This is a genomic window from Sphingobium cupriresistens (genome assembly GCF_004152865.1).
Taxonomy (GTDB): domain Bacteria; phylum Pseudomonadota; class Alphaproteobacteria; order Sphingomonadales; family Sphingomonadaceae; genus Sphingobium; species Sphingobium cupriresistens.
The window spans coordinates 76842-87324 of the sequence record NZ_SEOO01000018.1 but is presented as its reverse complement, the minus strand read 5'-3'; the positions used below and the strand labels follow the sequence as shown (position 1 = coordinate 87324).

At 63.0% G+C, this 10483-nt stretch carries 13 protein-coding genes; 9 read left to right on the top strand and 4 right to left on the bottom strand.

Going from position 1 to position 10483, the window contains the following annotated elements:
• Positions 1–426: 426 nt before the first annotated feature.
• Positions 427–663 carry a zincin-like metallopeptidase domain-containing protein gene (locus tag EWH12_RS12400; RefSeq protein WP_129926780.1) on the top strand — a complete coding sequence of 79 codons (237 nt, stop codon included), beginning with the start codon at positions 427–429 and terminating at the stop codon, positions 661–663.
• Between the two features lie 101 nt (positions 664–764).
• On the opposite strand, the gene EWH12_RS12395 is transcribed toward EWH12_RS12400, so the two are convergent.
• From EWH12_RS12395 to EWH12_RS12385, 3 genes are read right to left on the bottom strand one after another with little or no spacing between them, the layout of a single operon-like run.
• Positions 765–1106 carry a helix-turn-helix domain-containing protein gene (locus tag EWH12_RS12395; RefSeq protein WP_129926777.1) on the bottom strand — a complete coding sequence of 114 codons (342 nt, stop codon included), beginning with the start codon at positions 1104–1106 and terminating at the stop codon, positions 765–767.
• Positions 1099–1458 (bottom strand): type II toxin-antitoxin system RelE/ParE family toxin, encoded by a 360-nt coding sequence (locus EWH12_RS12390; RefSeq protein WP_129926776.1) that lies wholly within the window; start codon positions 1456–1458, stop codon positions 1099–1101. Before EWH12_RS12390 ends, EWH12_RS12395 begins: the two co-directional genes overlap by 8 nt.
• Positions 1459–1500: 42 nt before the next feature.
• Positions 1501–2739: a phage integrase gene (locus EWH12_RS12385; protein ID WP_129926775.1), complete on the bottom strand. Its 1239-nt coding sequence runs from the start codon at positions 2737–2739 to the stop codon at positions 1501–1503.
• 243 nt (positions 2740–2982) lie between these two features.
• Here EWH12_RS12385 and EWH12_RS12380 point away from each other — a divergent pair, with 243 nt between their 5' ends.
• From EWH12_RS12380 to EWH12_RS12370, 3 genes are all read left to right on the top strand, one after another.
• Complete coding sequence (locus EWH12_RS12380) at positions 2983–3258, top strand: hypothetical protein (RefSeq protein ID WP_129926774.1); 276 nt, start codon at positions 2983–2985, stop codon at positions 3256–3258.
• An 85-nt stretch (positions 3259–3343) separates the two neighbouring features.
• A complete protein-coding gene (locus EWH12_RS12375; RefSeq protein ID WP_066607444.1) occupies positions 3344–3883 on the top strand; it encodes a glycoside hydrolase family 108 protein in 540 nt (179 codons plus the stop codon).
• 11 nt (positions 3884–3894) lie between these two features.
• The gene (locus tag EWH12_RS12370) at positions 3895–4164 is read left to right on the top strand and encodes a 3TM-type holin (protein ID WP_066606526.1); all 270 of its coding nucleotides are present in this window, start codon (positions 3895–3897) and stop codon (positions 4162–4164) included.
• 454 nt (positions 4165–4618) lie between these two features.
• Here EWH12_RS12370 and EWH12_RS12365 read toward each other — a convergent pair whose 3' ends face one another.
• On the bottom strand, positions 4619–5200 hold the full coding sequence (locus EWH12_RS12365) for a hypothetical protein (RefSeq protein ID WP_066606528.1): 582 nt from the start codon (positions 5198–5200) through the stop codon (positions 4619–4621).
• Between the two features lie 279 nt (positions 5201–5479).
• Here EWH12_RS12365 and rpsM point away from each other — a divergent pair, with 279 nt between their 5' ends.
• From rpsM to EWH12_RS12340, 5 genes are all read left to right on the top strand, one after another.
• Positions 5480–5848, top strand: a complete 369-nt coding sequence (gene rpsM, locus EWH12_RS12360) for a 30S ribosomal protein S13 (RefSeq protein ID WP_066606530.1) — start codon at positions 5480–5482, stop codon at positions 5846–5848.
• A 111-nt stretch (positions 5849–5959) separates the two neighbouring features.
• The gene (gene rpsK / locus EWH12_RS12355; protein ID WP_004208752.1) at positions 5960–6349 is read left to right on the top strand and encodes a 30S ribosomal protein S11; all 390 of its coding nucleotides are present in this window, start codon (positions 5960–5962) and stop codon (positions 6347–6349) included.
• A gap of 118 nt (positions 6350–6467) precedes the next feature.
• Positions 6468–7529: a DNA-directed RNA polymerase subunit alpha gene (locus EWH12_RS12350; protein ID WP_066606532.1), complete on the top strand. Its 1062-nt coding sequence runs from the start codon at positions 6468–6470 to the stop codon at positions 7527–7529.
• A gap of 176 nt (positions 7530–7705) precedes the next feature.
• The gene (rplQ, locus tag EWH12_RS12345; RefSeq protein ID WP_066606534.1) at positions 7706–8128 is read left to right on the top strand and encodes a 50S ribosomal protein L17; all 423 of its coding nucleotides are present in this window, start codon (positions 7706–7708) and stop codon (positions 8126–8128) included.
• 101 nt (positions 8129–8229) lie between these two features.
• Positions 8230–10425 carry a prolyl oligopeptidase family serine peptidase gene (locus EWH12_RS12340; RefSeq protein WP_129926773.1) on the top strand — a complete coding sequence of 732 codons (2196 nt, stop codon included), beginning with the start codon at positions 8230–8232 and terminating at the stop codon, positions 10423–10425.
• The last annotated feature ends 58 nt before the right edge of the window (positions 10426–10483 follow it).

Sequence of the window (10483 nt, the reverse complement as noted above, 5' to 3'; positions counted from 1 at the left end):
TGGAAACAATCGGCGCGGTGAGCCATAACCCCATTGTCAGCCTGCCAGCTCTGGCTGCCTGACCCGAACCCGATCCCGATCCTGCCGTGGATTGACGGTTCCTACACCACCTCCTGGGACACGACCCAAAGACGGCTGAATCACAACATGCTGGTATTGCTCAACAACTTTCGGATCGGGCTCTTACGCGACGGTGCTGATTTGTGGGCTTTACCTAGTGCAGGTTTGACCGACACTCTCTGCTAGGCTCGCCACGATGCGCGGCAACCCCGGCGTCGCCGCGCAGTTCCATTCGATCTTACTCCCCCCTTCGGGTGAGGCTCGCGGCTTGCGCGGGCCTCTTGTGTCGTTCTCGCCGCCCATCCCCGGCACTGGGCGCATGGGGATTTGATCATGCTGGAGACACCGATCGATTTCACCCACTAACTGCATTTTTCTGCTGGACTGTCAGGATATGTCGCCGAGCTTGGCGCAGCTTTCCTTGCCGCCGATCTTGGGCTTTGCATCGAGCCGTGCCCCGATCATGCCAGCTATATCGCAAGCTGGATCAAGGTGCTGCAAAACGACACCCGCGCCATTGTGCAAGCCGCCGCCCATGCCGAACGAGCCGTCGCCTATCTGCACCAACTGGCGGCCCCCGAAGCAATCGAGGAAGCGGTATAAACTATCTATGATGAGGCCGCCTCAAGCAGGGGCGGCCACTTCGTTTGTCCCACCCACCGCCCCATGCGTGGGCCGCTCCCTTCGATCGCGGCTATTCCGTTTCAGGCAGCGAGCGGCGAAACAGAAGCCCGCTTCCCACCCGCACGCGGCGCGACGGAAATCTTGACCCGAACATCCCGGTTGAGCCGGTCGAGAATACGCATCAGCCGGTCGATGGTGAAACGGTCGAGTTTGATCTGGCGGATGCGGGAGAAATCCGCCGCAGCAATGCCGGTGCGCGCCTCAGCATCGCGCACCGTCAACTTCTCAACATCAAGGGTTTTGACAATTTCGGCGGCAAGGATGGCGCGAAACTGGCGAAGGTTCGCATCGGGCGCGTCGAAATCGGCAAAGACGTTGCCGGAACCGCGAACCAGTTCAAAATCATCATCATGGTCAGCCATCGAGCATTTCCTTCAACCGCTTGATGCGCTCGCGCACGAGATCAATTTCGTGGCGGGGCGTCGCAATCCCTTTGGTCGATTTCTTCTGGAAGGCATGGACCACCCAGATGTCATCGCCCAGTTGGAGCGCATAAACGACGCGATAGGCGTCGCCGCGCTCCTTGATCGCCAGTTCCCATACACCTGAGCCAAGCCCGGCGAGCGGCTTGGCGAGGTCCGGCGTTCCGCCATCGGCCACGACAGTGAGGGCATCAAGCGCCCGATCCATCGCCCCCATAGGGAACGCTTCGAAATCCTTCCGCGCCGCCTTGATCCAAGAGATTGTGCGGAGGGTCTTACGAGATTTCGTCATATGTAGTCATATCTGCCAACAAAGTCAATTTGAGATGACACTTCACGCCGCCGCCGCCAGGGAGGATCTGCGATCAAGAACCTCAACCGCTTTCAACTTATGCTCAGGCGCAAGATGGGCATAGCGCAAGGTCATGGCGTAATCGCTATGGCCGAGCAGTTCGCGAACCGTGTTGAGATCGACGCCCCCCATCACCAACCGCGATGCGAAATGATGGCGCATGTCGTGCCAGCGAAACCCGGCAATGCCTGCATCCTTGAGCAGCCGCCGCCACGAGAAGTTCACACGGTCGAAACGCTGCCCTGCCTCGTTGACGAACACCAGTCCATCCGCTTCTTCCGCCTGCGCCCGCCATCCTTGCAGAACCAGCGTCGCTTCCCGGTTGAGGGGAATGTGGCGCGTTCGCTTGGATTTCGCCGTCGCCCCTGTAACCGTCAGGATGCGCCGGTCGAGATCGACATTGGACCATGTAAGGTCGAATAATTCACCGCGACGACAGCCGGTGTTGATCGACAGCAGGATCAACGGCTTTACATGATCGGTGAACATCGCCGTTCGCAGGCTGGGCAGCAGCACATAGCCACGCTCGCGCCGCCAATGATTGGCGGAATCACGTTCGGCGCGGCGGCGCTCCTCGCGTGCGTCTATTGCGATACGAAGCCGGGCCTCCTCATTATCGCTCAGGAACCGCACCTTGAGGCAGTCGTCCGTCCGAGACTTTTTGACCTTGGCGAGAGGATTGGTCGCGATCAGCTCCCAATCGACAGCGCGATTGAATGCGGCCTTGATCGAGGAAATGTCTCGATTGATGGTTTCGAGGCTCAGGCCGCGCTCTATTTCCCCCGCGCGCCACTTCTCCACGTCCAGCCCGGTGATTTGATCGAGTCGCTTGTCCAGCAGCGGTTTGAACGCCGTCGCCAGACGCTTGAGGTTCTGCGCGTGTGCCCGTTGATTGGCCTTGGCCCAGATCGCATAGTCGCCATCAAGAAAAGCTCGAAACGTCGGGACGCCCGGCTTGGGTTTGCGCGCTTCGATGGGGTCGATGCCCCGATAGGCATCGGCGAGGATCGCGCGGGCGCTCTCGCGCGCCTCCGCCAAGCCGAGCGCATCGGCCCTTCCCAGCCACACACGTTTGCCGCGCGCATATTCGCAGTAGAAGGACTTTACCCCGGTAGGCGTCACCCTCAGCACCAACCCCTTGAGGCGCGCATCGCGATGATCTTCGACCTTAACCGGATTGGCCATTTTTTCGATCATCACTTGTGTCAGAACAGTTCTCATTCCAACCCTTCCGAATCACTCTGGTGGTGCACTGGTGGTGCAACTTGCCGCATCGCGATGGAACAAAACGCGACCGATCGAAACGCCGATCACGTTCACAAGCTGTTGTAAATCTGTGATAAAATCAAGATTTTTCGATGCACTGCGATGCGTCGAAAATCGCCAAAAAAGCGGCTGGGGGTGTGGGGGTCGGAGGTTCGAATCCTCTCGTCCCGACCAAGAAAGCCGCCGATTTCTGCGCATATGCAGAAGGCGGCGTTTTCATTTGGGCCTTACGACCGGCACGCCTATATGACCGACAGTCGATCGACATGGTCACGCCACCATGCGACGATGGCGGTGGCGTTGCGGCCTCGCCCGTGGTGCCGGGAAAACAGCCTTATGTATATGATGACCGGCGCCGCGCTTGGCGCCATCCTGCTGATCCTCCTGCGGCTCAGCCTGACGCATATTCAGCGTTGGATGAAGCGCCATATCGAAGTCACATCGAAAGATGATGATCGCAAACCCCGCGACTGATCGCTCCGAACAGGGCCACATTTCCCCTGTCCTACAACGAACCATATGGGATAAATGATTCGCCTCATCTATGAAGGAGGCGAATATGGATATTGACGACCTGATCGAAGAGGTCATCGCCCGCGAAGGCGGCTATAGCAATCACCCCGCCGATCGCGGCGGCCCGACCAATATGGGCATCACCTTGGGCGTCGCTCGCGCCAATGGCTATGCTGGCGATATGCAGGCGATGCCGCGCAGCGTGGCCCAGGACATCTACCGCCGAATTTACTGGGAACGGCCCGGCTATGCCTTCGTCGCCGAGATGAGCGGGCCGATCGCCGCCGAATTGTTCGACACCGGCGTCAATATGGGCGTCGCCGCCGCGACCGGCTTCCTCCAGCGGGCGCTCAATGCGCTCAACCGCAACCAGCAGGATTATCCCGACATCAAGGTGGACCGGGCGATCGGCGCACGGACGCTCGCTGCTCTACGCGCCTTCCGCACGCTGCGCGGCGCGGCCGGCGACAAGGTTCTGCTCAAGGCGATGGAGGCGCTCCAGGGCGAACGCTATATCGCCCTGGCGGAGCAGCGCCCGGCCAACGAAGCCTTTCTCTATGGCTGGCTCGCCAACCGGATCGGTTAAGGGAGGCCGTGATGCAGCAGGAAACCGAATCTGATTCCACCGACCCGTGGGCACGGCGGGCGCGGCCCGCCTTCCTCTATGTCATGTACGCGCTGCTACTTTGGTCGGTGCCGATGGGGTTGGTCGCAGGCGTCCATCCGGCCACGGCGGCGGCGATCATCGCGGGGATGCGCGCCTATCTCGATGCCCTGCCCGAACCGCTCTACGCGCTCTTTGGCACCGGCTATCTGGGCTACACCGCCGCGCGCGCCTGGGGCAAGGCGAAGGGGCTGGAGCGCTGACCGGCTGAGTATCAGCCCTGCCTATGTCCCGGACTGCAATATGCTATCGACCACGCAAAGCATGAGAGGGGCCGTCGGGGGAAACCCGACGACCCATCATGTGCATGGTCAGCGGCCGGAAGCACCGCCCAAGGAAAACGGAATATCGCGCTATCGCCCGCACAGAGACATGGCCTGTCTATTGGCGCTCACAGTCTCTGGAGAGGGGTCGACGCCAAGGCGTCGCTCAGCGGCGCGTTTCCCGAATGGACTGAACCGACCCCAATGCTGAACCATGAGACATCGGATCACCTCCTTTCGCTAGTTGAAGCCCGCGTGGCCGACTTCGATGTAACCTCTGATCGGCCACGAGACGGACTTTGAATCAGACGCAAGGTAGGATCAAGACTTGTAATTTTCTTTTTTCGAATCATACTTCCGCGTCCGCACCTCGACCGGAATCGCGTCCAACGGTTCAGCCCCGGCAATCTTCGATGACGCGCGATATTTCGGCCCAGGCCGGAACGATCAGCATCGGCGCGCCCGCCGCCTCCACCGCGATCTTGCCACGGCTATAGGCCAGTTGGTCGAGCCCCGCGTCGGACGCCGCGCGGAAGGCGACCAGTTGCCCCGCCGCTCCGGCAGACACCGTCGCCGGCCAACTCGCCGCGCCATAGCTGGTCCGCACGATCAGCGCGCCCTGCCCAGCCCCGGCCCCCGCCCGCGCCAGACTGACCCGGCGGCTGGCACGATCGCAGCGCAGCGTCAGTTGCGCATCGGCAACGCCGGGTCCGAACGCGGCCGACGATCCCGCCGCCTCGGCACGATAGGTCCAGCCGCCCGGCGCAACCGGCCGATATTGCCAGCCGCTCGCGACCGGCGCGGGCTGCGGCGTCGATGCGGGGGCAGGCGCAGCCGGAGACGGCCGCGCAGGCGCGGACGCAGGCGCCGGTACAGACGCGGGCCGCGTCACCGGCCGCTGCGCGCCGGGACCGACGCAGGAACCGAGCAGGATCAAAAACGGCGCAAGCGCGGTGAAGGATGGGATAAGACGCATAGCCTTCCATGCCGGACGCTTGGCTCCCGCTCAACCCGAAAAGGGTCGAGCCGCCGACCCGCTGCGTCCGGCCGCATGGCAATTGACAGTTTTCCGCCGAATCGCTAAAGGCCCCCTTCCCCTGAACGTGGCGAGCGGCGGTGCTTTTGGCACTGGCCGTCTTTTTTGCGTCCTGGGGCTATGTAATTGGCCGTTTTTCCTGGCCAGGGAAAATCGGCTCGGACGCTTTGAGATAGGGACGGCTCCGGTCGACCCTGTGGAGCAGGAGACACTATTACCATGGCACGTATTGCGGGTGTGAACATCCCGACCAACAAGCGCGTGATCATCGCGCTGACCTACATCCACGGCATCGGTCGCAAGACCGCCGTCGACATCGCCGACAAGCTGGGCATCGATCACAGCCGCCGCGTGCAGGACCTGTCCGACGCCGAAGTGCTTCAGATTCGTGAAACCATCGACGCCGACCTGTCCGTCGAGGGCGACCTGCGTCGCGAAACCGCGATGAACATCAAGCGCCTGATGGATCTGGCCTGCTATCGCGGCCTGCGTCATCGCAAGGGCCTGCCGGTCCGCGGCCAGCGCACGCACACCAATGCGCGCACCCGCAAGGGCAAGGCGAAGCCGATCGCTGGCAAGAAGAAGTAAGTAAGGCGCCGGGAAAACAGTCCGGGGGACTGTTTTCAGCCTTACTCCGCCGGAGGCAGCCATCGACAAGGCGCGGCCTAGGCCTAGCAGATTTTGTAGGAAGAACTCAAAATGGCACGCGAACCCCAGCGCATTAAGCGCCGCGAACGCAAGAACATCTCGGCCGGCGTGGCCCACGTCAACGCCAGCTTCAACAACACCATGGTGACCATCACCGACGCCCAGGGCAACGCGATTTCGTGGTCCTCGGCCGGCATGATGGGCTTCAAGGGCAGCCGCAAGTCCACGCCGTACGCCGCTCAGGTGTGCGCCGAAGACGCTGGCCGCAAGGCCGCCGAACATGGCGTCCGTACTTTGGAAGTCGAAGTCAAAGGCCCCGGTTCGGGCCGTGAATCGGCTCTGCGCGCGCTGCAGGCCGTCGGCTTCCACATCACCTCCATCCGCGACGTGACGCCGATCCCGCACAATGGCGTGCGTCCGTCCAAGCGTCGCCGCGTCTAACAGCGGCTGAACGACATGCGGGCGGCGGACGCGCCGCCCGTTACCCGTCTACATCGGCCGCAACGTCCTGTCGGGTCCAGGATGATAAGCGTTTCGGCCACATCCCCAGGGGAATTACATGACTGTCAACATGAAGAACTGGCAGGAATTGAAGAAGCCCAACGCCCTCGAAATCAAGCCGACCAGCGACGGCAAGCGCAAGGCGACCTTCGTCGCCGAACCGCTTGAGCGCGGTTTCGGCCTGACGCTCGGCAATGCGTTGCGGCGGGTTCTTCTTTCCTCGCTCCAGGGCGCGGCGGTCACCTCGATCAAGATCGAGAACGTCCTGCATGAATTCTCGTCGCTCGCCGGCGTCCGCGAAGACGTGACCGACATCGTCCTCAATATCAAGCAGGTCGCGCTGCGCATGGAAGGCGAAGGCCCCAAGCGGCTGCAGCTGTCCGCCACGGGCCCGGCCGTGGTGAAGGCGGGCGATATCAGCGTCGTGGGCGACATCGAAGTGATGAACCCCGAACTGGTCATCTGCCATCTGGACCAGGGCGCAACGCTCAACATGGAACTGACGGCTGACATCGGCAAGGGTTATGTCCCCGCCGTCGCCAACCGCCCGGCGGACGCCCCTATCGGCCTCATTCCGATCGATGCGCTCTACTCGCCGGTCCGTCAGGTCGCCTACAAGGTGGACAATACCCGCGTCGGCCAGGAACTGGACTATGACAAGCTGTCGCTGACCATCGAAACCGATGGCACCGTCACGCCGGAAGACGCGGTGGCCTACGCCGCCCGTATCCTGCAGGACCAGCTCCAGCTGTTCGTCCACTTCGAAGACGCGCTGCCCGCCGCTGCGCCTGCTGCGGGTCACACCGCCGCTGCGGCTTCGGAAGGCGAAAGCGACACCAACCAGATCAACCGCTATCTTCTCAAGAAGGTGGACGAACTGGAACTGTCGGTCCGCTCGGCCAACTGCCTCAAGAACGACAACATCATCTATATCGGCGATCTGGTCCAGAAGACCGAAGCCGAGATGCTGCGCACCCCCAATTTCGGCCGCAAGTCGCTGAACGAAATCAAGGAAGTGCTGTCGTCCATGGGCCTGCGCCTGGGCATGGACATCCCTGGCTGGCCGCCGGAGAATATCGAGGAAATGGCCAAGAAGCTCGAACAGGAGCTGCTGGGTTAAAGCCAGACTGCCGTTCGTTTCGAGCGAAGTCGAGAAGCGGGAAGCGCGCGCAAGACGCTTCTCGCCACGCTCGAAGCGAACGGATGCTGGTTTATCGGGGTTTTGGGCGGCGCCCCTTATTCGCCGCCTGGTCTGGGATACCTCACACGGTCCCTTAACGAACGAAGGAATGCAACATGCGTCACAAAATGGGTCAGCGTAAGCTGCAACGCGCCACCGGCCATCGTAATGCGCTTCTGCGCAACCTGGCCGCCTCGCTCATCAAGCATGAGCAGATCATGACCGGCGCGGTCAAGGCGAAGGCGCTGCGCCCCTACGTCGAAAAGCTGATCACCCTCGCCAAAAAGGGTGGCCTGTCCAACCGTCGCCTGGCCGACGCCCGGCTGAAGGACGATGCGCAGCTGGTCAAGCTGTTCGAAGTCCTGGCCGAGCGCTACAAGGACCGCAACGGCGGCTATACCCGCGTGATCAAGGCCGGTTTCCGCGCGTCCGACGCGGCGCCGATGGCGATCATCGAACTGGTCGACCGCGACGTCAGCGCCAAGGGCCAGGACAGCGGTCCGGTCTTCAGCGCAGACGACGAGCTGGAAGAAGCCTGATCCGACCAGTCCCGGATTAAGGGACTGGCGCTTTACCAACAGGCCGTGGCTCTCTAGGAGCCACGGCCTGTTGTCGTTTGGAAAAGAGTCGAAAAGAGAGGATGCGCGCCGCTGCCCTGATCCTGCTGCCGCTGTTGCTGGCGGCCAATCCCGTCCTGGCGGAACCGGACGGCGCGACCCCGGAAGCCGCCGCCATCGATGCGGGCGGGCGCACGGAAGCCGGCGTGCTGCGCTATCCGATCACGAAACGGCTGGACCTGGTCGAGGATCATTTCGGCGTGAAGGTCGCCGATCCCTATCGCTGGCTGGAAAACGACCTGCGCGCCGACCCTGCGGTGCGCGACTGGGTGGGGCGGGAAAATGCCCTCACCCGCCGTTATCTCGACGACCTGCCCGGCCGCGAAGCGCTCAAGGGCCGGATGCGGGCGTTGCTCTCGCACGGGCGCTACACCGTGCCGCGCAAGGCGGGCGGCCGCTATTTCTATGGCTATAACAAGGGACTGGAGAACCAGACCCCGCTCTATGTCCGCGACGGGCTGTCCGGCCCGCAACGCCTGCTGCTCGACCCCAATGACTGGGCGAAGGACGGCGCGAGCGCGCTGGCCGAATGGACCCCCTCCCCCGACGGCCGCACCCTCGCCTTCGCGGTGCAGGAGGCCGGCAGCGACTGGCGCACGCTCAAACTGCTCGACGTCGATACCGGCAAAATGCTGGACGACCGGGTCGAATGGGTGAAATTCTCCCAGATCGCCTGGGACGGCCGGGCAGAGGGCTTTTTCTACTCCCGCTTCGCCGCGCCCCAGGAGGGTCAGGCCTTCCGCTCCGCCAACGAAGACCAGCAACTCTATTATCACCGCATCGGCACCCGTCAGGCGCAGGATCAACTCGTCTACGCCACGCCCGACCGGCCCGCCCTCAGCCATCAGGCCCAGGTGACCGGCGACGGCCGCTGGCTGATCATCAGCTCCTTTCAGGGCATAGACCCCCGCCGCGAACTCCATGTCGCCGAACTCACCGGCGGCCCGATCAAGCCCCGCCTGCTGGTCAAGGGACCGGCGCAGGACTGGCGGCTGATCGGCAGCAAGGGCACGACCCTCTTCTTCCTGACCGACGACCGCGCGCCCCACATGCGGGTGGTGACGCTCGACGCATCGCGGCCGCGCCGGGGACCGCGTGAACTGGTCCGCGAACGGCCCGAAACGCTGGCGGGCGGATCGCTGGTCGGCAACCGCATGATCCTGGCCTATATGAGCGACGCCCAGACGGTCGCCGAACTGGTCGATCTGGACGGGCGCAAGGTGACCGACGTGCCGCTGCCGGGCTTTGGCACCGCAGCGGGCTTTGGCGGGCGGGAGGGCGACCCCGAAACCTTCTTCAGCTTCTCCGGCTTCGTCACCCCGTCCAGCATCTACCGCTTCGACACGGCCAGCCTGCAAAGCCAGATCTTCGCCCAGCCCGACCTGCCCTTCGACCCCCGTGATTTCGGCATCGAACAGCGCCTCTACCCGTCGAAGGACGGCACGCTGATCCCGATGACGATCCTGCGCAAGAAGGCGCTGGCCGATCGCGCGATCGCCGCGCCGACCATCCTCTACGGCTATGGCGGCTTCAACATCAGCCTCACGCCCGGCTATTCGGCGACCCGCATGGCCTGGCTGGAACAGGGCGGCGCCTATGCCATCGCCAATCTGCGCGGCGGCGGGGAATATGGGAAGGCGTGGCACGATGCCGGGCGCGGCGCGAACAAACAGAATGTCTTCGACGATTTCATCGCCGCGGCCGAATATCTGAAAGCCAACGGCTTCACCCCCCAGAACGGCCTCGCGATCGAGGGCCGATCGAACGGCGGGCTGCTCGTCGGCGCCGTGGTCAACCAGCGCCCGGACCTGTTCGCCGCCGCGCTGCCCGCCGTCGGCGTCATGGACATGCTGCGCTTCGACCGCTTCACCGCGGGCCGCTACTGGATCGACGATTATGGATCGCCCGACAAGGCGGCCGATTTCCCCCTGCTTTATGGCTATTCGCCCTATCACAACATATTGGGCGGAAAGGATTATCCCGCGATATTGGTGACCACCGCGGACACCGACGATCGCGTCGTTCCCGCCCATAGTTTCAAATATGCCGCCGCGCTCCAGGCCGCGGACCTGGGCGCCCGCCCCCGCCTGCTGCGCGTCGAAAACCGGGCGGGCCATGGATCGGGCAAGCCAGTGGATAAGCTGATCGACGAATATGCCGACAGCTACGGCTTCGCGGCCTATTTCACCGGATTGCAGATCAAGGCCAAGCCGCAGTAATTTTATTCAGCCGCGCGACAGCCGACCGCAGATATATCCCCGTCCATCGCATGGAGAC

What these genes read in the sequence shown, in the direction of transcription:
- EWH12_RS12385 (WP_129926775.1), bottom strand. Translation starts at nt 2,739, where the DNA reads ATGAGAACTGTTCTGACACAAGTGATGATCGAAAAAATGGCCAATCCG.
- EWH12_RS12380 (WP_129926774.1), top strand. Translation starts at nt 2,983, where the DNA reads ATGCAGAAGGCGGCGTTTTCATTTGGGCCTTACGACCGGCACGCCTAT.
- EWH12_RS12365 (WP_066606528.1), bottom strand. Translation starts at nt 5,200, where the DNA reads ATGCGTCTTATCCCATCCTTCACCGCGCTTGCGCCGTTTTTGATCCTG.
- EWH12_RS12395 (WP_129926777.1), bottom strand. Translation starts at nt 1,106, where the DNA reads ATGGCTGACCATGATGATGATTTTGAACTGGTTCGCGGTTCCGGCAAC.
- EWH12_RS12390 (WP_129926776.1), bottom strand. Translation starts at nt 1,458, where the DNA reads ATGACGAAATCTCGTAAGACCCTCCGCACAATCTCTTGGATCAAGGCG.
- rplQ (WP_066606534.1), top strand. Translation starts at nt 7,706, where the DNA reads ATGCGTCACAAAATGGGTCAGCGTAAGCTGCAACGCGCCACCGGCCAT.
- rpsM (WP_066606530.1), top strand. Translation starts at nt 5,480, where the DNA reads ATGGCACGTATTGCGGGTGTGAACATCCCGACCAACAAGCGCGTGATC.
- EWH12_RS12340 (WP_129926773.1), top strand. Translation starts at nt 8,230, where the DNA reads ATGCGCGCCGCTGCCCTGATCCTGCTGCCGCTGTTGCTGGCGGCCAAT.
- rpsK (WP_004208752.1), top strand. Translation starts at nt 5,960, where the DNA reads ATGGCACGCGAACCCCAGCGCATTAAGCGCCGCGAACGCAAGAACATC.
- EWH12_RS12350 (WP_066606532.1), top strand. Translation starts at nt 6,468, where the DNA reads ATGACTGTCAACATGAAGAACTGGCAGGAATTGAAGAAGCCCAACGCC.
- EWH12_RS12375 (WP_066607444.1), top strand. Translation starts at nt 3,344, where the DNA reads ATGGATATTGACGACCTGATCGAAGAGGTCATCGCCCGCGAAGGCGGC.
- EWH12_RS12370 (WP_066606526.1), top strand. Translation starts at nt 3,895, where the DNA reads ATGCAGCAGGAAACCGAATCTGATTCCACCGACCCGTGGGCACGGCGG.